Here is a 20,948-nt window from a genome sequence, read left to right as displayed (position 1 = left end):
TTGCGACGACCGGTTGAATCCGCCGTTCATTAGCTCGGCCATCGACGCATCATGGGTGTCGGCTGCCGCCAACTCGAGCGCTGCTCACGACCTACGCTTGCGCCTGCACGGGAGTGCGATGCCCCCACGTGAAGACCGGGTCCGACCCGTCGCGCTGCGAGGCGACCCACGCGGGGTCGAGGGCGTCGGTCATGCGGACGACCCGGGACTCGTCGAACACGACCACCCGGTCGGCGATGCCCCAGGAGCCGTCGCGCCGCTCGAACCGGTCGACGTACCGGCAGCGGATGATCGCCAAGTCCTGCTCCCCGCCGGGCTCGGCGGGGGCCTGCCGCAGGAAGCACAGGCAGTACGACTCGACGTCGGCGCTGTTCTCGCCGGTGAACTCCACCAGCACGTTGGAGATGAAGTGCTGGGAGGAGTCGATGGTGCGGTGGCGGCCACGGATGTCCTCGACGAGGCCCGAGGCGTCACCGGTGTAGGCACCATGGACGTCGATGGCGTCGTCGAAGTAGCAGGCCGCGATGGCGTCGTGGTCCAGCCGGTCCACCCCCCGGGCGTAGCGGAACAAGACGTCCTGGATCTCGAAACGGTCGTCGGCGCGACTCATGCGGAAATCTCCTCAACTCGGGGTGACAGTGCGGCGGCATGTGCGGCCGCCTCTCGGCCGGCGACTCGACCCAGGACCAGTGCGTGGGCGACGGAGTTGCCGCCGCCCACGTAGCGCTCGCCGAGGACGCCCCCGGCGGCCTCGCCGGCCGCATACAGCCCCGGGACCGCCCGGCCCTCGACGCCGAGGACCCTCGTCCTGGTGTCGATCTCGAGTCCGGTGTGGGTGCAGACCAGCTCTGCGGGCAGCATCTTCACCGCGAAGAAGGGTCCGGTGGCGATCGGCGCGAGGTGCGGGTCGGCGCCCTTGGCGGCCAGGGACTCGTGGCGCAGGAAGTCCTCGTCGCGCCCCTGGGCAAACAGCTCGTTGAACCGGTCGACGCTCGCGACCAGGTGGTCCGCCGGTACGTCCATCAGGTCGGCGAGCTGCTCCAGAGTGTCGGCGCGCAGCACGACGCCCTTGGCGACCTCCTCCAGGACCCGGTCCGCGGTCCAGTCTGCGTAGCCGGCCGACAGTCCGGTACGGGCCGCGTCGTCGAACACCGACCAGACCCAGCCGCCGTGGTCCTTGAGGATGCCCGGGCTGACCGCGTAGGGGGCGTCCTCGTCCATGCAACGCCGCCCGTCGAGGCCGACGTTGATGCGCGAGGCGGGCGGGAAACCGCTCTGCCAGTGGTGGTAGCGCTGGAACTCGGCGGTCACCAGGAGCAGGCCCCAGCCCTGCCCGAACAGCGCCAGGTCGTGCCGTTCGGCAAGGCCGATGTGGTCGCCCCGCGAGCCCGGCGCGGCGACCACGAACAGCGCGTCGCCGGCGATCTCGGCGTCGGGGAGGAATCGGCGGACGAGTTCCGGGTCGGCCGCCAGGCCGCCACTGGCGATGACGACGGCGGCTGCGGTGGCCTCCTCGCCGTCCAGGACGACGCCGCGGACGACACCATCGCGGATCACCAGATCCTCGACCCGGCTGCCGAGGGCGAGGTCCACGGCGAGCCGGGCGCGGGCTCTGTCGAGCACCTGCACCAGGCCGTAGCCCTGGTCCTTGGGCACGTGGCCGCGCCAGACGTCCTCCACTCCGGCACGGGTCAGCCCCGGTTCATGGGCGCTGCGCGAGACCTGTGCGGGTATCTCGACACCCAGGTCGAGCAGCCAGTCGACGACCGCGCTGGACTCCTCGCAGAACATCCGGACCGGGCCGGGCCGGAGACGCCAACCGTTGAGGTCCATGTAGTGCTGGAACATGCGCAGTGGCGAGTCCTCGACCCCGAGGCTCTGCTGGACGCTGGTGGCCGAGGCGGTCAGCAGCCCGGCGGACAGCTGGGTGGAGCCGCCGATCTCGTCCTCGGACTCGAGGAGCAGCACCCGTGCGCCCGCCTGGGCGGCCGAGACCGAGGCCGCCAGACCCGCGCCGCCCGCGCCGACGACGATGACGTCGTAGTCGTAGGCGATGGTGTCGGACTCAGACATGCTGCGAACCTCCGTCCACGGGAATGTTGGCGCCGGTGATGTACCGGGCGCTGTCGGAGAGCAGGAAGTACAGGGCGCCGAAGACCTCCATGGGCGCGCCGAGGCGGCGCAGCGGGACGGTGGTGAGCGCCCGGTTCATGGCAGCCTGGTCGTCGCGGACCCAGCGGGTCATCTCGGTGTCGATGAAGCCCGGCGCGATCGAGTTGACGCGGATGTTGTCGGGGCCGAGCTCGACGGCCATGCACGTGGTGAGGTGCTTCACCGCGGCCTTCGAGGAGTTGTACGAGGCCCGGGTCGGCCGGGCGCGTACGGCGGCGACCGAGGCCATGTTCACGATCACGCCGCCGTCGACGGTGCGGAAGTGGCGGGCGGCCGCCTGGCCGCCGTAGACGACACCGTTGACGTTCACGCCGTAGGTGAGCGATAGCTGCTGCGGCGTGATGTCGGTGAACTCCGCCTGCGGGAAGACACCGGCGTTGTTGACCCACAGGTCGAGCCGGCCGAACTCGCGCAGGGCGGTGGCGACCAGTTCGTCGCCGGCGGCGGGGTCGGTGACGTCGGCGCCCACGCCGACCACGCGGCCTGCGCCGTCGACGCCGGCCAGGTTGGCGTTGATCTTGTCGGCGACGGATGCCATCGCCTCCTGGTCGAGGTCGCCGCCGACGCCGTTGACACCGCGACGGGCCAATTCCTCCAGGAAGAGCGCGCCCATGCCACGGCCGGCTCCGGTTACGACGACGGTGCGGCCGACCAGCTCGGGGTTGAGGGCGGGCAGGGCGTCGTGGTTGACGCGGCCCGGATTGTCTTCGGGGGTCTGGGTGCTCACGGGTGCTCCTTCAGGTGGGGTGCGGATGGTTCGGGCGCGGCGCCGTCGCGGGTCACGCGGCGGTGTACGAGCCTCAGTTCGGCGGGGTTGTCGGGGGTGCGGCGCAGCCGGTCGTCGATCGTGGTGATGCGGTCGATCCGGGCCGCCCCGGAGGCGAGGTCGTGGGTGGTGACGATGAGGAGGTTGGCGCGGACGTCGTATGTGCCGGGCTCGACGGCGGGCCGGACCAGCACGTTGGTGATGACGTGGTGCAGGTGCGGCGCCGCGGCGTGCAGGTCGCGGGCGAAGGCGACGAGTGCGTCGCGGCCCGTGACCGGCTTGCCGTATGTCGGGGAGTCGAAGACCCCGTCGGCGACGAACGTGTCGGCCCATGCCTCGGCGTCACCGGTGTCGATGGCATGCGACTGGGCGGCGTAGAGGTGCTGGACCTCGAGGAGGGTTTCGAGCAGGGGGGTCACGGCTTTTCCTCCAGACCCGCGAGGATGCGGTGGTAGAGCCCGCCGGACGTCAGTCCGCCGTCGACGACCATCTCCTCGCCAGTGATGTACGTGGCGTCGTCGGACAGCAGGAACGCGACCACGCGCGCCATCTCCTCGGGGGTCGCGAGCCTGCCGGCCGGGACCGACCGCACGCTCTCGTCCACGAAGGTGGTGTCGGCGGCCTGGTGCAGCAGTGGCGTGCCGGTGAGGCCCGGGTGCAGCGAGTTGACGCGGATACCGAGAGCGGCGAGTTCGAGCGCGCCGACCTTCGACAGCCCGCGTACGCCCCACTTACTGGTGCCGTACGTGGCGGAGAAGTAGCCGACCATGCCGGCGATGGAGGAGATGTTCACGACGGCCGCGCCGCCGTCCTGCGCGCCCCGCGCCAGAGCGGGGGTGAGCGTCTTGAGACCGTAGAAGACGCTGGACAGGTTGACGTCCATGACGCGGCGCCACTGCTCGACGGTGGTGTCGGCGATGCCGGCACGCAGGCTGACACCGGCGTTGTTGACCAAGCCGTGCAGCGGCCCTGCGGCCTCCACCTCGCCCGCGAGCACGCCCCACGAGTCAGCGTCGGCGACGTCGAGTCGGACGGCCCGCCCTGACCCACCGGCCGCTGTGAGCTCGGAGACGAGCGCCTCGGCAGCGGTCACGTCGATGTCTGCTGCCCAGACGTGCGCCCCCTCGGAGGCGAGCGCCAGGCAGTCGGCCCGGCCCAGGCCGCCGGCGGCGCCGGTGACCACGACCGAACGGCCCTCGAAGCGTCGTCGGTCGGTCGGCACGGGGCTCACAGCTCCAGCTCCTTCCCGCGGGTCTCCTTGAGGAAGAAGGTGGCGCCGAAGGTCATGAGCGCGGTCACGATGATGTAGCCCGCCGGCGCGAGGTTGTTTCCGGTGACATTGATCAGAAGCGTGGCGATGAACGGCGCGGTACCGCCGAGCAGCATATTGGTGACGTTGTTGCTCATCGCGATACCGCTGTAGCGGTAGCGCGCCCGGAAGATCTCGGCGTACGTCGCGAACGAGACACCGTTGACGAGCCCGATGAAGAAGGTCAGAGAGCACTGGGCGAGGACGGCGGAAACCGGGCTGCCGTCGCGCATCAGCATGAAGGCCGGCAGCGCGATGACCGCGGTGACGCCGCTGCCCAGGAAGAACACGGGCCGGCGGCCGATGCGGTCACCCGCGTACCCGGCGACCGGGAGGCTGATGACGGCGGCGACCATGGCGAGGCACGTCGACATGAACGCGAAGTCGGCCGAGTGACCGCCTTCGGTCTGCAGATAGCTGGCGGCGTACACGCCGGCCACATAGTAGCCGCCGACGATCAGCGCCCCGAGGAAGATGACGAGCACGATCTGGCGCCACGCCTGCGCGAACACCTCGGCGATGGGGTACTTCGCGACCTCGACCGTCTCGCTGCCCTGGATGGCCTCGAACTGTTCGGTCTCGGGCAGCTGGCTGCGGATGTAAAGGCCGATCACGCCGATGACCAGGCTGAGGAGGAACGGGATGCGCCAGGCCCAGGCGCGCACGATCTCCTCGCTGACGCTGACGGTGAGCACCAGCGCGACGAGCGAGGCGACCAGCGAGCCGAGATAGGTGCCGGTGTTGACGAACGAGGTGTGGAAGGCCCGTCGGTGCGCCGGCGCGTGCTCGGACACGAAGGCGTTCGCGCCGCTGAGCTCACCACCGGCCGCGAAGCCCTGGAGGCAGCGGCACAGCACCAGCAGGCAGGTCGCCCAGAGGCCGAGTGTGGCGTACGAGGGGATCAGGCCGATCCCGGCGGTGGCGACGGACATCAGCAGGATGGTCCAGGTGAGCGCCTTCTTACGGCCGTACTTGTCGCCCACGTGGCCGAAGAGGATGCCGCCGGGCGCCCGGAGGAAGAACGCCACCGCGAACGCGGCGAAGGTCGAAAGGAGCGCCGCGTTCGGGTCGCTCTCGACGAAGAAGTGAGCCGCGATGAGGGTGGCCATGTAGCCGTAGATGCCGAAGTCGTAGTACTCGACGACGGTGCCGAGGACCGCCGCTCGAATGACCTTGAATGTGGAATGGGGGCTCGCGGCGGCCGGGGGCGACAGAGCCGCCGACTCGCTGGTCGGCTCCGGTTCGGTGGCCAGGTTTTTCATGGATCGGTCCTTTGGATGCGCTTTACGGATGGTTGATCGCTTGTCGGGTGAGGCAGTTGACGGCTCACGCCTGTCGGCCCGCCCAGACCCACGCGTACTGCTGGTCGTCAACGGCCTTTCCGCCCTCGCCCAGTTCGAGCGGGCGGAAGGTATCGACCATGACCGCGGACTCCTCGAAGTGCTCCGCTCCGAGGGACGCCTCGATCGCCGCCGGCTGCGGGCCGTGGGCGTGTCCGCCCGGGTGCAGCGAGACCGAGCCGATGCCGATGCCGGAGCCCTTGCGGGCCTCGTAGTCGCCGCCGCAGTAGAACATGACCTCGTCGGAGTCGACGTTGGAGTGGTAGTACGGCACCGGGACGGCCAGCGGGTGGTAGTCCACCTTGCGTGGCACGAAGTTGCAGATGACGAAGTTGTCGCCCTCGAAGACCTGGTGGACGGGCGGCGGCTGGTGGATCCGGCCGGTGATCGGCTCGAAGTCGGCGATGTTGAAGGTGTACGGGTACAGGCAGCCGTCCCAGCCCACGACGTTGAAGGGGTGCGTGTCGTAGACGAACCGGGTGCCGACCACTCCGTGCCGACCACCGCGGTGCTTGACCAGCACCGCCACGTCGCGTCCCTCGGCCAGGTGGATCCCGGTCGACCCGTGCAGGTCCCGTTCGCAGTAGGGCGCGTGTTCGAGCAGTTGGCCGTACTTCGACAGGTAGCGCTTGGGCGGCGCGATGTGGCTGTTCGCCTCGATCGGGTACAGCCGGCTCGGTCCGTCGGTGACGTCGGGGACCCAGCGGTGCGTGGTGGCGCGGGGCAGCAGCACGTAGTCGCCGGCTCGGTAGGGCAGCACGCCGAACACCGTCTCGACCACGCCGGTACCGGCCTCGACGTAGACGCACTCGTCGCCGATCGCGTTGCGATAGAGCGGCGAAGCCTCGTTGGCCACGACGTAGGAGATGCGCACGTCGCCGTTGCCGAGCACGAGCCTGCGCCCGGTCACGGCGTCGATGGTCTTCGCCTCATCCGCGTCGAACAGGTCGTGCAGCTTGAGATGGCGAGGCTTGAGCGGATGGTTGACGACCGTCGACTGGTCGGGCAGTTCCCAGATCTCGCTCGCGACGATCGCCGACGGGACGCCCCGGTGGTACAGCAGCGACGAGTCGGAGGAGAACCCCTCCTCCCCCATCAACTCCTCGTAGTAGAGCTTGCCCGCGTCATCACGGAACTGCGTGTGCCGCTTCGGCGGCACCGTGCCGACTCGACGGTAGTACGCCATGACCCCTCCGGCGTGTTGACCGATGAACTGAGTCACCGAAAATCGAGTGACCGATAAAAGAACACCGCGTGTTCGCATTTCGAAGATCCTCAGTTAGGGTCCGGCCCATGTCAATACCTCTCGTCTTCCGACATCTCGTGGACGACGCCGCGGTCTTCCCTCCCGGCCTGGCGCCGCTGCCGCGCGCCGTGGCCGAGCACGCCGGGCACCTGACGTCCCCCCACACCGATCTGGTCGGTCCCTTCGTCGTCGCCGCGGCCGACCTCGACGACCTGGCCCGGCTCGCCGCGCCGCAGCTGTTCCCAGCGGGTCTGCGGGTGAGCGTCGTGGCCGGGCAAGCAGCCGTCCCGGCCGCGCTCGACGCCGTCGCCGCGACCGACCGCCTCGTGCTCGCCGCCCTGGAGGTCAAGCCGAATCCCGCGCTGCCCGTGCCCGCTCAGGTCGACGAGCTGGCCGCGCTCGGCCTCTCCGGCACCGTGTACGTCGAGGTGCCGCGCCCCGGTGGCCCCGCGTGGGAGCAGACCCTCGCCGCGGTCACCCGACACGGCTTCCGGCTGAAGTTCCGCACCGGGGGCACCGAGGCCGCTGCCTTCCCCACCGAGAGCGAGGTGGCCGCGTGGATCCACGACGCCGTCGCCGCAGGCGCCGCCTTCAAGTGCACGGCCGGGCTCCACAACGCGGTCCGGCACACGGGGCGCGAGACCGGGTTCGAGCACCACGGCTACCTCAACGTGCTGCTGGCCACCGCGTGGGCCCGCGCCGGAGCCCCGCTGTCCGACGTCCGCGCCGCTCTCGCCGAGCGCGACCCGGGCGCGCTGGCCCGGGCGGTCACCGCGCTCCCCGCGGTCGACGCCGCCGCCGCGCGGTCGACGTTCACTTCGTACGGGTCCTGCAGTGTTCTCGAACCGCTCGAGGACCTGGTCGGCCTGTGCATGCTCGACCCGGCCACCGTCTGACCGTCACTTCGTCACCCGGAACACCGATATCGAAGGGCTCTACACATGAGTACTCCTCCCGTCACCTGGGTCAAGGCTGCGGCCGGCAGCGCGTACGACGTCGACAACCTCCCGTACGCCGTCTTTTCCACCGCGGAGTCCGGCCCGCGCATCGGTGTCCGGATCGGGGACCACGTACTCGACCTGGGTGCCGCGGCCACCGCTCTGCGCCCCGACTGGACGGTGCTGCTCGACACCGCCGCGCTGAACCCGCTCATGGCCGACGGTCCGGCGACCTGGGCAGCGGTCCGCTCCTGGGCCGTCGAACTGCTCACCGACACCGCGTACCGCGACCGTGTACGGCTCGTGCCGCTGGCCGATGCCACCCTGCGCCTGCCGTTCGAGGTCGCCGACTACGTCGACTACTACGCCTCCGTCGACCACGCCACCAATGTCGGTCGGATCTTCCGCCCCGACGGCGATGCGCTGATGCCCAACTGGCGCCACCTTCCGGTCGGTTACCACGGTCGTGCCGGATCCATCGTCGTCTCCGGGACACCGGTGCGCCGTCCCGCCGGTCAGCGCAAGGCCCCGACCGACCCCGCGCCTTCCTACGGGCCGTCGCTGCGCCTGGACATCGAGGCCGAACTCGGCTTCGTCGTGGGCCGTTCGGTCCCGCTCGGCCAGCGGGTCGCCACCTCGGAGTTCGCCGAGACCGTCTTCGGTGTCACCGGCGTCAACGACTGGTCCTCCCGCGACATCCAGGCCTGGGAGTACGTCCCGCTCGGCCCGAACCTCGGCAAGTCCTTCGCCACCACCGTCAGCGCGTGGGTCACCCCGCTCGCCGCGCTCGAGCACGCCCGCGTCGACCTTCCCGGCCAGGACCCGGCCGTTCTGCCGTATCTGCAGGAGGAGGGCCCCTCGGGATACGACATCGATGTGGAGGTCGAGGTCAACGGCACGGTCGTGGCACGCCCGCCGTACTCCTGCATGTACTGGTCGCCCGCGCAGATGCTGGCCCACCTCACCGTCAACGGCGCCTCACTGCGGGTCGGCGACTTCTACGCCTCGGGCACCATCTCCGGCCCGGAGAAGCACCAGCGCGGCTCGTTCCTCGAACTGTCCTGGGGAGGCAAGGAGACATGGACCGCCGACGGGCAGGAGCGCACCTTCCTCGAGGACGGCGACGAGGTGGTCCTGCGCTACTCCGCGCCCGGCGCTCGAGGCCGTATCGGCCTCGGAGAGGTCCGTGGCAAGATCCTTCCCACGGTCTAGCCCCTGATTCCCGGAGAGGTGTCATGACGCCGTCAAACGAGCCCGAAGGCGGTGGCTCGCAGACCCTGGAGCGCGGCCTTGCGATTCTGATCGAACTCAGCCGCCACTCTGAGGGGTTGAACACCAGTCAGGTCGCGGCCGCGACCGGGTTCCACCGCTCCATCGCGCACCGACTCCTCGTCTCCCTGCACCGGACGGGGTTCGCCGCGCGCGACGACGACGGCCGCTACGTCGTGGGCCCGACCGTGGCCGGGCTCCTCGGCGACGCCGGCCCCAGCCTGCGCACCATCGCCGAGCCCGTCCTCCAGCGCCTGGCGCAGAAGCTGGACGCCACCGCGAGCCTCGTCGAGGCCATCGGCACGGCGGCGGTCACCACGGTCGTGGCCGAACCCCCCACCGACGGGCCGCTGTTCTGGTACCGCAGGGGAAGCCGCGACCCGCTCGACCACGGCTCCGGGGGCCTGGCCTGTCTCGCCGCCGGCCCCGCGCGCCTCCGAGCCGGAGCGCGTACAGGGGATCCGTGACGCCGGTTACATCGTCACCCACGGAGAGGTGAACGTCGGCGCGCACGGCATCGCGGCACCATTGCCCGGCTGGCCGGTCCGGGCGGCGATCAACGTGGTCACCTCGGATCCGCAGCTCGCCGACCAAGCGATCCCGCACGTGCTGGACGCGGCCGCAGCCATCGGCGTCCCGAGCGATCACCTCTGACAGGCGATTCGCTTGATCGGGTATGAGAATGATGCGGAGTATCGCCGGTTTGGCCAACCGGCGACTTACTGCTATGTTGCGCGCCGCTTCGCCTCGGGGTGGCCCTGTATGCGACGAGCAGAAGTCGTGCGCAGGCAAGGTCGTGGCGGTGAGCTTCCTCGCTGGGCCTCCTGTACGGGCTCCGCGGGGCCCACATGGGGCGTTCGCCATAAACTGGCAAACCATCAGGTATGTCGGCAATGGGTCAGCGTAAGCCCTACTAGAGGCTCAAAGTGCTGGCAAAACTCGCAGATGGTTGAATCGTTCAATCAATGGTGAATGATGCCGGATCGTGATTTCGCACCTGCGAATCTGTTGAGCCTCTCTTCGTGTTGCTCGCTTGTGCGGCAGGCTCCTACCGAGCCCGCCGGCCGAAGAGGATGCCGCGCGGCTCCGGCGGTGGGAGTGTGCCGGGCTTGAGCGGCCAAGCGAGGAGCATGCCTACCACGAAGCCGGCGACGTGGGCCAGGTAGGCCACGGTCCCGGCCTGCGAGACGCCCGCGCCGGACGAGTACGCCGCCTGCAGCGCGAACCACAGGCCCAGCACGGTCCAGGCCGGCAGTCGCAGCGGCAGGAAGATCAGGAACGGCACCAGTACCCACACCCGGGCCTTCGGATACAGCACCAGATAGGCGCCGAGGACGCCGGCGATCGCGCCGGAGGCACCGATCAGCGATTCGCCCGAATTGGAATTCACGAGGGCGAAAGCGTACGCGGCCGCGTACCCGCAGACCAGGTAGAACAGCAGGAAGCGGGCGTGCCCCATCCGGTCCTCGACGTTGTTGCCGAAGATCCACAGGAAGAGCATGTTGCCCAGCAGGTGCAGCCAGCCGCCGTGCAGGAACATCGCCGTCACCACGCTCAGCTCGGGCGACTTGTCGTAGCCGGGCGGCCCCACCAGACAGCCCGGCCCCTGCGGGCCCACCCCCGTACCGCCCGTGGGCACCAGGCGCGGCATCCGGTGGTGGATCAGCTCCCGCGGCACGGCCGCGTACTGGTCCAGGAACGCCTGCAGATGACAGAACTCCGCCAGACTGCCCCCGCTGCCGGTCAGCGAACCGGCGACACCGGGCGTGAAGAACACGAAGACGACGAAGTTCGCGGCGAGCAGCGCGTACGTCACCCAGGGGGTGCGCCGCGCCGGATTCACGTCATGGACCGGGATGACCACACCGCACTTGTGCCCCCGCGGCCACCGGTGGAATCAGCGGCCGTGCTGAACACCGCCGCCCGGCCGTGCGTATCCCTTCCCAACCGCCCGCGGCGCGCGGAAGGGGCCGCGGGGCCGACGTGAGGAAAAGCCATGAACGACCGAGTGACCGCTGCGATGCAGGCGCTGCCCGACGGTGAGGCGGAACTCACACTGGTGGTGCGGCTCTCCTGGGAGGACTTCGCCCGGCTCGGCCAGGAGGCGGGACGGCTCGCCTCCCAGAGACAGCGGCCGGTGACGCTGGACGAGGCGGTGAGCCACCGCCTGCGCTCCACGCGGCCCGCCGCCGCACACGCGCGGCCGGCGGGAGCAGCCGCCGGCCGTGACCTCCGGCACGTCCGGTGTCCCGAGTGTGCCCGGTGGTTCCAGTGCCTCCGTGTCGTCCCTGCCGCCCCGGCCCGCCACCGAGCAGGCGCGGCAGGCGATCGAACGGATCAACGGGACCGCGTAGGAGCGGCAGGGTGCGTCGGGCTTCCTGCCGCGGCGCGGATTTTCGCCGTCGCCTTGCGGGCCGCCACCAGGACCGGGTCCCAGGTGGGGGAGAAGGGCGGCGCGTAGCCCAGGTCCAGCATCGTCATCTGCTCCACCGTCATCCCGGCGGTGAGGGCGACCGCCGCGATGTCGACGCGCTTGCCCGCACCCTCCCGGCCGACGATCTGGACACCGAGGAGGCGGCCCGTGCGCAGCTCGGCGAGCATCTTCACCGTCATGGGGGAGGCGTTCGGGTAGTAGCCCGCACGGCTGGTCGACTCGATGGTGACCGTCTCGAACCGCAGACCCGCGCGGTGGGCGTCCTTCTCCCGCAGGCCCGTGCGCGCGATCTCCAGGTCGCAGACCTTGCTGACCGCCGTACCGACCACGCCCGGGAAGGTGGCGTAGTCGCCGCCGACGTTGGAGCCGATGATCTGGCCGTGCTTGTTGGCGTGCGTGCCCAGCGGGATGTGCCGCTCCTGTCCGGAGATCACGTCGAGCACCTCCACGCAGTCGCCGCCCGCCCAGACGTTCTCGTGCCCGCGCACCCGCATCGACCGGTCGGTGAGCAGCCCGCCGTGTTTCCCCAGGGGCAGCCCCGCCGCCCGCGCCAGGTCGGTCTCGGGCCGCACCCCGATGCCGAGCACCACCACGTCCGCCGGATACCGGGCGTCCGCTGTGGCCACCGCCCGGACCGCGCCGTCCTCCCCGTCGTCCGTGACCAGCCCGGTGACCTCGGCGTCGTTCACCATGGTGATGCCCAGGCCCTCCATCGCCCCGTGCACCAGGCGACCCATGTCGGGGTCCAGGGTCGCCATGGGTTCCCGGCCTCGGTTGACGACCGTCACCTCGTAGCCGCGCTTGACCATCGCCTCGGCCATCTCCACGCCGATGTACCCCGCACCGACGACCACCGCGCGGCGGCCGTCGGTGCGTGCCAACGTGTCCAGCAGCGCCTGGCCGTCGTCCAGGGTCTGCACCCCGTGCACCCCGGGGGCGTCCATGCCGGGCAGCTCCGGGCGGATCGGTCGCGCGCCGGTCGCGATCACGAGCTTGTCGTACGACGTCCAGGACTCGGCCCCGGAACCGACGTCACGCGCGCGTACCCGCCCCCGGTCCAGGTCGATCTCCGTGATCTCGGTGCGCAGCCGCAGGTCGATGTCCCGCGCGCGGTGCTCCTCGGGCGTACGGGCGATCAGAGTGTCCCGTTCGGTGATGTCCCCGCCCACCCAGTAGGGGATGCCGCAGGCCGAGAACGAGGTGAAGCGACCGCGCTCGAACGCCACGATCTCCAGCTCGTCCGGCCCTTTCAGCCGGCGTGCCTGGGACGCCGCGGCCATTCCCGCGGCGTCCCCGCCGATCACCACCAGGCGTTCCCGCGCGGCCGGGGCGGCGGACGTGCGCGTGCGCGTGTTCGTACTCGTGCTCCGGTTCGTGTGCTCGCTCGTGCTCATACGAACACGCTACGGGGGCCGCGCACTTCGGGTCCGGCTCCGGGTGCGGCTACGGGGTCTCCTCCGGTGCCCGGACCGGCGCGGACGCGGGCGAGGGAACGGCCGCGGACGCGGGCGCGGGCCGTGCGCGGCGGGGCAGTCGGGGGCGTACGGCCTTCAGCCACAGGAGGGCGAGCAGCACCGCCACCGCCGCGAACGGCAGCGCCGCGCCCAGCGCCACCGCGATCCAGCGCAGCATCGTCACGAACGCCTCCCAGCCGCCGGCGAGCGCGTCCAGGAACCCGGGGTCGTCGTCCTTCGCGGGCCGCTCCACCGGCGTCTCGGACAGGGACAGGGTGAGGGTGGCGAGGCTGGTGCGGTCCTTCAGGGACTCCTGCCGGGCGAGCAGCGCCTCCAGGTCGGCCTGGCGGGTGCTGAGTTCGCCCTCCAGGGTGACCACGTCGCTGAGCCGGGTGGCCCGGTCCATCAGTTCGCGGATCCGGGCCACGCTGGCGCGCTGCGTCTTGATCCGGCTCTCCACGTCGACGACCTGGTCGGTGACGTCCTCCGCCTTCGCGCTGCGTTCGACGAGCTTGCCGGCGCCCTCGAGCTCCGTGAGTACCGCGTCGTACTTCTCCACGGGTACGCGCAGCACCACGCGCGTGTGCTCGTGGCCCTCCTCGTCCCGACGGGTGTTCTCGTCGCCGATGTAGCCGCCCGCGTTCTCGGTGGTCGTGCGGGCCTCGTCCAGGGCCTTCGACGCGTCCTCGACCTGCACGGTCAGGGAAGCGGTGCGGATGATGTGGTTCGTGCCGCTCCTGCTCGAGGGCGGCGCGGTCGCCCGCGAACCGCCCGCCGACGAGCCGCCGCCCGAGCCGTCCGCGGAGCCACCGGGGGCCCCGTCCCGCGCCGCTCCCCCGCCGCTTCCTCCGTGCCCGCCTGGGCGTCCCCCCGTGAGGCGGCGGCCTTGTCGGCGGCCGAGGCCGCGCCGGAGTCGGCGTCCGAGCCGCCGCACCCGGTCAGGGCGAGAGCGGCGGCGAGCAGCAGACCGGCCATCGCGTGGGCAGGCCGTCCGGATCGCGCTGGTCGCCGCGCAGCCGCGGACGGTACGAGTCGTGCGGGTCGTCGTGTGCGCATGCGGGTTCCCCCCAGGGGTCGTGACCACTGACGTTCCTTCGAACGCCGGGGGCGGGCCGAACGTTGGCGCGAAACGGTTCCGAAGTGGTCACGGTAGGGACTCGGGAGGGCCGTATGGCCCTGGCGGGAACGCAGGGCGCGTCTGAGAGGGTGGAGCCATGAGCGGATCACGTGCGGGCGCGGAACAGCGGGTCGTCGTCGTGGGAGCCGGCATCGCCGGCCTGGCCGCCGCGCACCGGCTGCTCGGACGCGGGGCGCGGGTGACCGTGCTGGAGGCCTCGGACCGGGTCGGCGGCAAGCTGCTGCCCGGCGAGATCGCGGGCGCGCGCGTGGACCTCGGCGCCGAGTCGATGCTGGCCCGCCGCCCGGAGGCGGTGACCCTCGCCCGCGAGGTGGGTCTCACCGACCGGCTCCAGCCGCCGGCCACGGCGTCCGCCTCGCTGTGGACCCGCGGCGCCCTGCGCCCCATGCCCAAGGGCCACGTCATGGGTGTCCCCGGCACGGCCGCCGCCCTGGCCGGTGTGCTCTCCGCCGAGGGCCTCGCCCGGATCGAGCGCGACGCCGAACTGCCCCGCACCGAGATCGGCGACGACGTCGCCGTCGGGGAGTACGTGGCGGCCCGACTGGGCCGCGAGGTCGTCGACCGACTCGTCGAACCCCTGCTGGGCGGGGTGTACGCGGGCGACGCGTACCGCATCTCGATGCGTTCCGCGGTCCCCCAGCTGTTCCGGGCCGCGCAGACCCACGCCTCCCTGACCGAGGGCGTCCGCGAGATCCAGGCCGCGGCCGCCGCGCAGCAGCAGACCGGCCCGGTGTTCATGGGCATCGAGGGCGGAGTGGGCACCCTCCCGCTCGCCGTCGCCGAGTCGGTGCGGGCACGCGGCGGGGAGATCCACACCGGCACCCCGGTCACCGAACTGCGCCGGGAGCCGGCCGGTGGCTGGCGGGTCGTCACCGGGGAGCGGGAACTGCACGCCGACGCGGTCGTCGTCGCCGTGCCCGCCCCGGACGCCGCGCGTCTGCTGCGCGCCGAGGCCCCCGGCGCCTCCGCCGAACTCACCGGCGTCGAATACGCCTCCATGGCGCTCATCACGCTCGCCTACCGCCGCGCGGAGACCGACCTCCCCGCAGGCAGCGGATTCCTGGTGCCGCCGGTCGACGGCCGCACCATCAAGGCGTCCACGTTCGCCTCGCACAAATGGAGCTGGATCGCCGACGGGAACCCCGGCCTCACCGTCCTGCGCACCTCCGTCGGCCGGCACGGCGAGACGGAGATCCTCCGCCGCGACGACGCCGATCTCGTGGAGGTCTCCCGGCACGACCTGAAGGCCGCCACCGGCCTGGACGCCATCCCCGTCGCCACCCGCGTCACCCGCTGGCACGACGGACTGCCCCAGTATCCCGTCGGCCACCACGCGCGCGTGGCCCGCGTCCGCGAGCACCTCGCCGCCCTCCCCGGGGTGGCCGTATGCGGCGCGGCCTACGACGGCGTCGGCATCCCCGCGTGCGTCGCGAGCGCGAACGCCGCCGTCGACCAGATCCACGGTGACCTCCCGCACGGCGTGCGGGAGGTCACCACCGACCCGATGCAAAGCCTCCACGGAGGAGCAGGAGAATAAGGGACATGAGCGACGCCACCACCACCCCCGACCCCGCCCGGATCCCGAACAAGGGCAAGCTGGCCAAGGACCTCAACGAGGTCATCCGCTACACCCTCTGGTCCGTCTTCAAGCTGAAGGACGTACTGCCCGAGGACCGCGCCGGGTACGCCGGCGAGGTCCAGGAGCTGTTCGACCAGCTCGCCGCCAAGGACGTCGTCATCCGCGGGACGTACGACGTCTCCGGACTGCGTGCCGACGCCGATCTCATGATCTGGTGGCACGCCGAGAGCAGCGACCAGCTCCAGGACGCGTACAACCTCTTCCGCCGCACCAAGCTGGGCCGGGCCCTCGAGCCGGTGTGGTCGAACATGGCGCTGCACCGCCCCGCCGAGTTCAACCGCTCGCACATCCCGGCCTTCCTCGCCGACGAGGAGCCCCGCGCGTACGTGAGCGTCTACCCCTTCGTGCGCTCCTACGACTGGTACCTGCTGCCCGACGAGGACCGCCGCCGCATGCTCGCCGACCACGGCAAGATGGCCCGCGGCTTCCCCGACGTGCGCGCCAACACGGTCCCCTCGTTCTCCCTCGGCGACTACGAGTGGGTCCTCGCCTTCGAGGCCGACGAACTGCACCGCATCGTCGACCTCATGCGGCACCTGCGCGGCTCCGAGGCCCGGATGCACGTCCGTGAGGAGGTCCCGTTCTACACGGGCCGCCGCAAGGACATCGCCGAACTGGTCGCCGGCCTCGCCTGATCAGGTCGCCGTCCGGGCGGGCGTCGCCTTCCCGGCCGGAGCCTGCGCCCGCGGCTCCGGCTTCGCCCACGGCTCCGGTTCCGGGCGCGGCGCGCAGGACGCGCGCCGCCCCGGGACCCGGCCGGTCAGCAGGTACGTCTCCAGGTGGCCGTTCACGCAGGCGTTGGGGCCGCCCGCGACACCATGGGTGCCGACGTCCCGCTCGGTCACCAGCGCCGAACCCGCGAGCCGCCGGTGCAGCCCCAGCGCCCCGTCGTACGGGGTCGCCGCGTCCCGCTCGGCCGCCAGGATCAGTGTCGGCGGCAGCTCACCCGCCCCGGCCCGAACGTCCAGCGGCTGCTGTCGGGGCGCCGGCCAGAAGGCGCACGGCAGATTCGCCCACACGTGGGCCCAGGTCTCGAACGGGGCCCGGCGGGCGAGCCGGGTGTTGTCCCGGTCCCACACCGCCCAGTCCGTCGGCCAGGGCGCGTCGTTGCACTCCACGGCGACATGGACCGAGCGCGCGTTCTCCGTCTCCACCGCCGCCTGGGGATGCGGTTCCGCCTGCTCGATCAGCGGTCCCGGATCGCCCTTCAGATAGGCCGACAGGGCGTGCGCGCGATGCGGCCAGTGGTCGTCGTAGTACCCGGTCTGCAGGAACGCCGCCTGCAACTGGCCCGGGCCCACCTTCCCGCCCGCCGGCTCCCTCGCGAGCCGCGCGCTCACCTTCTCGTAACTGCGCCGCACCTCCCGGGGGGTGTCGCCCAGCCCGTACACGTCGTCGTGCCGGGCCGCCCACGTCCGGAAGTCCGCCCAGCGGTCCTCGAACGCCGCCGACTGGTCGAGGTTGTTGCGGTACCAGATCTGCTCCGGGTCCGGGTGCACCGCCGAGTCGAACACCATCCGCCGGACGTGCGAGGGGAACATGGTGGCGTACAGCGCCCCGAAGTAGGTCCCGTACGACGTCCCCATGAACGTCAGCCGAGGCTCCTCCAGCGCGGCGCGCAGCACGTCCAGGTCGCGCGCGTTGTTCAGGGAGTGGTAGTGCCGGAGCGCGTCGCCGACCCGCTCCGCGCAGCCGCGCGCGTACGCCTTCGCCCGCGCGACGCGTTCCCGCTTGTACGACTCCGAGGGGTGCACCGGCGCCTGCGTGGGGCCCTGGACGGACTTCTTCGGGTCCTCGCAGGACAGCGGCGCGGACCGGCCCACCCCGCGCGGGACGTAGCCGACGAGGTCGTAGGCCCCCGCGATCCGCTTCCACTCGGGGAGCAGGCCGATGAGCGGGAAGTACGTGCCGTCGGAGCCCGGCCCGCCAGGGTTGTGGACCAGGGCACCCTGCCGGAGCACCTTGCGCTTGCCGTCGTCCGGGTCCTTCCCGGTGGCCCGGACGCGGCTGACGGTGAGTTCGATCTGCCTGCCGTACGGGTGGGCGTAGTCGAGCGGGACGGTGACCGTGCCGCACCGGATGGTGCCCGGCAGATCCTGCGCGTCCGGGCAGGCACCGAACGCGATGCCCTCGGCCGCGGCGCGCGCGGCGGCCACCGCGGTGCCGCGCAGCTCGGCCGCGCCGGGGGCGTACGGAGCGGCGACGGCACCCGGGGCGGCGGTGGCGCCGCCGGTCGGCGCGAGGGCCAGGGTGGTGAGCAGCAAGGACCCGGCGGCCGCGTGGACGACGGCAGTTCTCATCGTGTGTCCCTTCGGTGCACGGCGGCGACCCAAGGGATGTTTCGTCCGGCGGGGAGGGAAGGCAAGCACCGTTCGCGGGTGTCGCCGTCAGAGCCGAGGCCGCCCCCCGCGCGGTGGTCGCCCGTCCGGTGGCCCAGGTGGTGCTCGCGGTGCGCGAAGGCAGCACGCAGGCCCGGTTCACCGACCGCGCGGAGGCCGGGTACGGCCACCACGTGAGATCCGTACGGTCGTCGCCGCCGGCGCCCCCGTCGCGGCCCGGGACAGCGCGCCCCGCAGCCGCCGCGTCGGTTTCAACGCCGGAGCAGGACCCGTCGCGTGGCGCGCGCCAGCCTGACCGCCGGTCGGCGTGACCGGGGCTTCGGCCCCGACCGTTCCAGCCACCACTCCCGCAGCTCCCGCCGGACCCGTCCGTCCTCCGGCCGCCCGGCGAGCAACAACTGCTCCACGAAGTCCAGCGCGTCCCGCCGGTAGCCCTCGGTCCTCGGCCGCGCCTGCGCATACGCGAGGAAGGCGGCCCGGTACCCCTCACCGAGCATCACCGGCAACTCGGGCGCCACCTTGGCGACGACATCCGCCCGCTTCGCGGCGAGCGCCCGTGTCTGCACCGCCATCCGCCCCCGGTCGAACCCCTCGGGCACGGGCGTCCCGGCGACCAGCGCGGACAGCAGCGCGGTCTGCGCGAGCGCGAGGCGCTGCCGCGCGGGTTCGCAGGAGTCGGGGCCCGGTACGGACTCGGCGCGCGAGCCGGCAGTACCGGTACCCTTCGCCACCCGCGCCCGCGCGGTCGCCCCCTTCTCCACCGCCTCCCGGATGGACGCCAACTCCCGCTCCAGCTCGCCCGGTCCGGGAAAGTTCTCGTCCCGCTCCAGGAGCACCCCGGGAGGGGAGACCCGGGAGGCGAGGTCGGTGAGGATGTCCAGCACCGGCCGGGGCACGGGATGGGCGTGGCTGTCGTGCCAGACACCGTCCCGCTCGACGCCACCCGCGACATGGACGTACGCGACGGCCTCCAGGGGAAGTTCAGCGAGCGCCCGCGCGGGGTCCTCGCCGCGGTTGACGTGGTTGGTGTGCAGATTGGCCACGTCGACGAGCAGCCGCACGCCGGTGCGGTCGGCCAGTTCGTACAGGAACTGACCCTCGGTCATCTCCTCACCGGGCCACGAGAACAGCGCCGCGATGTTCTCCACGGCGAGCGGCACCGGCAGCGCGTCCTGGGTGATACGGACGTTCTCGCACAGCACGTCGAGCACGTCCCGGGTCCGCGGCACCGGCAGCAGGTGCCCCGCCTCGAGCCGCGGGGAGACACTGAGCGGCCCACCCGCCCGTACGAACGCGATGTGCTCGGTGACCAGCGGCGCCCCCAGTGCCGTGACCCGCTCGGCGAGCGCCTCCAACCGCCCGGCGTCAGGCCGCTCCGCCCCGCCGAGCCCGAGCGCGACCCCGTGCGGCACGACGGTCACCCCACGCTCGCGCAGCCGCAGCAGCGACGCGGGGAGATGGCCGGGACACACGTTCTCGGCCACCACCTCGACCCAGTCGATCCCCGTCATCCCCTCGACGTCCTCGGCGATCTCCGGCCGCCACCCGATCCCCGTTCCCAGTCGCACCCTTGTTCCCCCTCCTCCACCCGTGTTCCCCGGCCCTCGCCGGCCGCCCCCGTCGGACGTGACGGGGACATAGCCCCGTGGCGAGCCCGCGAACCCTGTGACGGTCACCTTCAGAGCAATATTTGAGCTTCGGGCGACCTGTCCCCATAGGTGCCGGTGAGTACGTGCGGGGGCCGGACTTCAGCGAGGTATGCGTCCCTTGCTGTGCATCGCGGTGCGGACGCGTTCCTCGGCGAGGCTACGGCCGGCGAGGTGAGGGGTCGTACCCCGGCGCTTCGCCTCTTCCATGACGACGACGGCGTTGGCGCGCAGTCGGTCGGAGATCGTCTGGAAGATCGCGGGGGTTTCGGGGCGGAACCCGGAGTACCGGGCGTCCATCGCGAAGGCGGCGGCGACGACGCCGCCCGCGTTGGCGACGAAGTCGGGCAGGACGGCGATGCCGCGCTGCGTGAGGATCTCCTGGGCTTGCTCGGACGTGGGAAGGTTCGCGCCTTCCGCGACGAGTTTGGCCTTGACCCGGTGCGCGGTCTCATCGCTGATGACATCCTGCAGGGCGGCGGGCACCAGGATGTCGCAGTCGACGGTGAGCTCCTGACCGGCAGGAATGACGGTCCCCTGAGGGTGCCGGTTCACGAAGTCGTCGCCGTGCTCCGCACGCGCGGCGAGCAGGGCCTGCACATCCAGGCCGCTGGGGTCGTGGAGTGCGCCCTTGGCTGTGGACACGGCGACGACGGTGGCACCGAGCTCCGCGAACCGCGCGGCCGCTGCATGGCCCACGGCGCCGAAGCCCTGAATCGCGACCCTGGCGCCACCGAGGGGAAGGCCCAGATGCTGGGCGGCGGCGTCGGTCGCCTCGGCGACGCCGTAACCGGTGACGCCGAGCTTGTCGTAGGCGACACCACCGAGGTGTTCCGGGGTGCCGACCGCGGTGCCCCGGTCGCCGAGCTCGTCCTGGATGATGGCCGCGTCGTTCTCGGTCAGTCCCATGTCCAGCCCCATCACGTATTCGCGGGGCACCTCGTTGGACAGGGCACGTGCGAAGGCCCGCAGGATCGCCTCCTTGTCGGGGGAGGTCGGGTCGGCGACGATGCCGGCCTTCGCGCCGCCGTAGAAGAGGTCGACGCTCGCCCACTTCCACGTCATGACGCGGGCCAGGCGGGCCACCTCGTCGACGGTCACGTGGGGGCTCATACGGGTGCCGCCCTTGCCCACGCCGCGGGCGGTGTTGTCGATGACCAGGACGCCCTTCATACCGGTGCGCCGGTGGGAAACGACAACGATCTTCTCGGGTCCCCAGTCGTCAACGAGGGAGAGTGCGTCAGTCACGGGTGTGGTT

General features: G+C 71.6%; 18 protein-coding genes and 2 pseudogenes. 7 read left to right on the top strand and 13 right to left on the bottom strand.

The genetic code is table 11. The features are described 5' to 3' along the window. Window positions 1–91: 91 nt before the first annotated feature. The 7 genes from WJ438_RS09790 to WJ438_RS09760 all read right to left on the bottom strand — a co-directional run bounded on the left by WJ438_RS09790 (window position 92) and on the right by WJ438_RS09760 (window position 6,773). On the bottom strand, window positions 92–610 hold the full coding sequence (locus WJ438_RS09790) for a nuclear transport factor 2 family protein (RefSeq protein WP_406724876.1): 519 nt from the start codon (window positions 608–610) through the stop codon (window positions 92–94). After that, window positions 607–2,073, bottom strand: coding sequence for an FAD-dependent oxidoreductase (locus WJ438_RS09785; RefSeq protein ID WP_406724875.1), 1,467 nt, complete (start codon window positions 2,071–2,073; stop codon window positions 607–609). Before WJ438_RS09785 ends, WJ438_RS09790 begins: the two co-directional genes overlap by 4 nt. Continuing rightward, window positions 2,066–2,899, bottom strand: a complete 834-nt coding sequence (locus tag WJ438_RS09780) for an SDR family NAD(P)-dependent oxidoreductase (RefSeq protein WP_406724874.1) — start codon at window positions 2,897–2,899, stop codon at window positions 2,066–2,068. The genes WJ438_RS09785 and WJ438_RS09780 overlap by 8 nt, the downstream gene beginning before the upstream one ends. After that, window positions 2,896–3,357, bottom strand: coding sequence for a nuclear transport factor 2 family protein (locus WJ438_RS09775; protein ID WP_406724873.1), 462 nt, complete (start codon window positions 3,355–3,357; stop codon window positions 2,896–2,898). Before WJ438_RS09775 ends, WJ438_RS09780 begins: the two co-directional genes overlap by 4 nt. Beyond that, the gene (locus WJ438_RS09770) at window positions 3,354–4,169 is read right to left on the bottom strand and encodes an SDR family NAD(P)-dependent oxidoreductase (RefSeq protein WP_406724872.1); all 816 of its coding nucleotides are present in this window, start codon (window positions 4,167–4,169) and stop codon (window positions 3,354–3,356) included. Before WJ438_RS09770 ends, WJ438_RS09775 begins: the two co-directional genes overlap by 4 nt. After that, entirely contained in the window at window positions 4,166–5,509 is a 1,344-nt protein-coding gene (locus WJ438_RS09765; protein WP_406724871.1) for an MFS transporter, read from the bottom strand. The genes WJ438_RS09770 and WJ438_RS09765 overlap by 4 nt, the downstream gene beginning before the upstream one ends. Before the next feature lie 64 nt (window positions 5,510–5,573). Further along, window positions 5,574–6,773, bottom strand: a complete 1,200-nt coding sequence (locus WJ438_RS09760; RefSeq protein WP_406724870.1) for a homogentisate 1,2-dioxygenase — start codon at window positions 6,771–6,773, stop codon at window positions 5,574–5,576. Between the two features lie 107 nt (window positions 6,774–6,880). Here WJ438_RS09760 and WJ438_RS09755 point away from each other — a divergent pair, with 107 nt between their 5' ends. The 4 genes from WJ438_RS09755 to WJ438_RS09740 are packed head-to-tail and all read left to right on the top strand — an operon-like array spanning window position 6,881 to window position 9,694. Further along, window positions 6,881–7,729, top strand: a complete 849-nt coding sequence (locus tag WJ438_RS09755) for a hypothetical protein (RefSeq protein WP_406724869.1) — start codon at window positions 6,881–6,883, stop codon at window positions 7,727–7,729. 45 nt (window positions 7,730–7,774) lie between these two features. Then, a complete protein-coding gene (gene fahA / locus WJ438_RS09750) occupies window positions 7,775–8,983 on the top strand; it encodes a fumarylacetoacetase (RefSeq protein WP_406724868.1) in 1,209 nt (402 codons plus the stop codon). A 23-nt stretch (window positions 8,984–9,006) separates the two neighbouring features. Beyond that, window positions 9,007–9,507 carry a helix-turn-helix domain-containing protein gene (locus WJ438_RS09745; protein ID WP_406724867.1) on the top strand — a complete coding sequence of 167 codons (501 nt, stop codon included), beginning with the start codon at window positions 9,007–9,009 and terminating at the stop codon, window positions 9,505–9,507. 28 nt (window positions 9,508–9,535) lie between these two features. Then, the gene (locus WJ438_RS09740) at window positions 9,536–9,694 is read left to right on the top strand and encodes a hypothetical protein (protein WP_406724866.1); all 159 of its coding nucleotides are present in this window, start codon (window positions 9,536–9,538) and stop codon (window positions 9,692–9,694) included. 394 nt (window positions 9,695–10,088) lie between these two features. Here the strand turns inward: WJ438_RS09740 and WJ438_RS09735 are convergent, their stop codons facing one another. Further along, entirely contained in the window at window positions 10,089–10,904 is an 816-nt protein-coding gene (locus tag WJ438_RS09735; protein ID WP_406724865.1) for a rhomboid family intramembrane serine protease, read from the bottom strand. 132 nt (window positions 10,905–11,036) lie between these two features. Here WJ438_RS09735 and WJ438_RS09730 point away from each other — a divergent pair. Next, window positions 11,037–11,394, top strand: a pseudogene (locus WJ438_RS09730) (hypothetical protein). Here the strand turns inward: WJ438_RS09730 and WJ438_RS09725 are convergent. Next, on the bottom strand, window positions 11,378–12,754 hold the full coding sequence (locus WJ438_RS09725; RefSeq protein ID WP_406729640.1) for an FAD-dependent oxidoreductase: 1,377 nt from the start codon (window positions 12,752–12,754) through the stop codon (window positions 11,378–11,380). The pseudogene WJ438_RS09730 and the gene WJ438_RS09725 sit on opposite strands and share 17 nt — an antisense overlap. A 163-nt stretch (window positions 12,755–12,917) precedes the next feature. Further along, a pseudogene (locus WJ438_RS09720) lies at window positions 12,918–13,984 on the bottom strand (DUF4349 domain-containing protein). Window positions 13,985–14,142: 158 nt separating this feature from the next. On the opposite strand from WJ438_RS09720, the gene hemG reads away from it, so the two are divergent. Next, entirely contained in the window at window positions 14,143–15,603 is a 1,461-nt protein-coding gene (gene hemG / locus WJ438_RS09715; protein WP_406724864.1) for a protoporphyrinogen oxidase, read from the top strand. 5 nt (window positions 15,604–15,608) lie between these two features. Beyond that, window positions 15,609–16,340 carry a hydrogen peroxide-dependent heme synthase gene (gene hemQ, locus WJ438_RS09710; RefSeq protein WP_406724863.1) on the top strand — a complete coding sequence of 244 codons (732 nt, stop codon included), beginning with the start codon at window positions 15,609–15,611 and terminating at the stop codon, window positions 16,338–16,340. Here hemQ and WJ438_RS09705 read toward each other — a convergent pair whose 3' ends face one another. From WJ438_RS09705 to WJ438_RS09695, 3 genes are all read right to left on the bottom strand, one after another. Beyond that, window positions 16,341–18,005 (bottom strand): alpha/beta hydrolase, encoded by a 1,665-nt coding sequence (locus WJ438_RS09705; protein WP_406724862.1) that lies wholly within the window; start codon window positions 18,003–18,005, stop codon window positions 16,341–16,343. Between the two features lie 290 nt (window positions 18,006–18,295). Further along, the gene (locus WJ438_RS09700) at window positions 18,296–19,612 is read right to left on the bottom strand and encodes a DUF692 domain-containing protein (RefSeq protein ID WP_406724861.1); all 1,317 of its coding nucleotides are present in this window, start codon (window positions 19,610–19,612) and stop codon (window positions 18,296–18,298) included. 180 nt (window positions 19,613–19,792) lie between these two features. Then, window positions 19,793–20,938, bottom strand: coding sequence for a Glu/Leu/Phe/Val family dehydrogenase (locus tag WJ438_RS09695; protein WP_406724860.1), 1,146 nt, complete (start codon window positions 20,936–20,938; stop codon window positions 19,793–19,795). Between the last annotated feature and the right edge of the window lie 10 nt (window positions 20,939–20,948).

Source organism: Streptomyces sp. GD-15H, from assembly GCF_045291515.1.
GTDB lineage: Bacteria > Actinomycetota > Actinomycetes > Streptomycetales > Streptomycetaceae > Streptomyces.
Note: the sequence above shows the minus strand (reverse complement) of the source record. Positions and strands in the feature narration are given on the sequence as shown.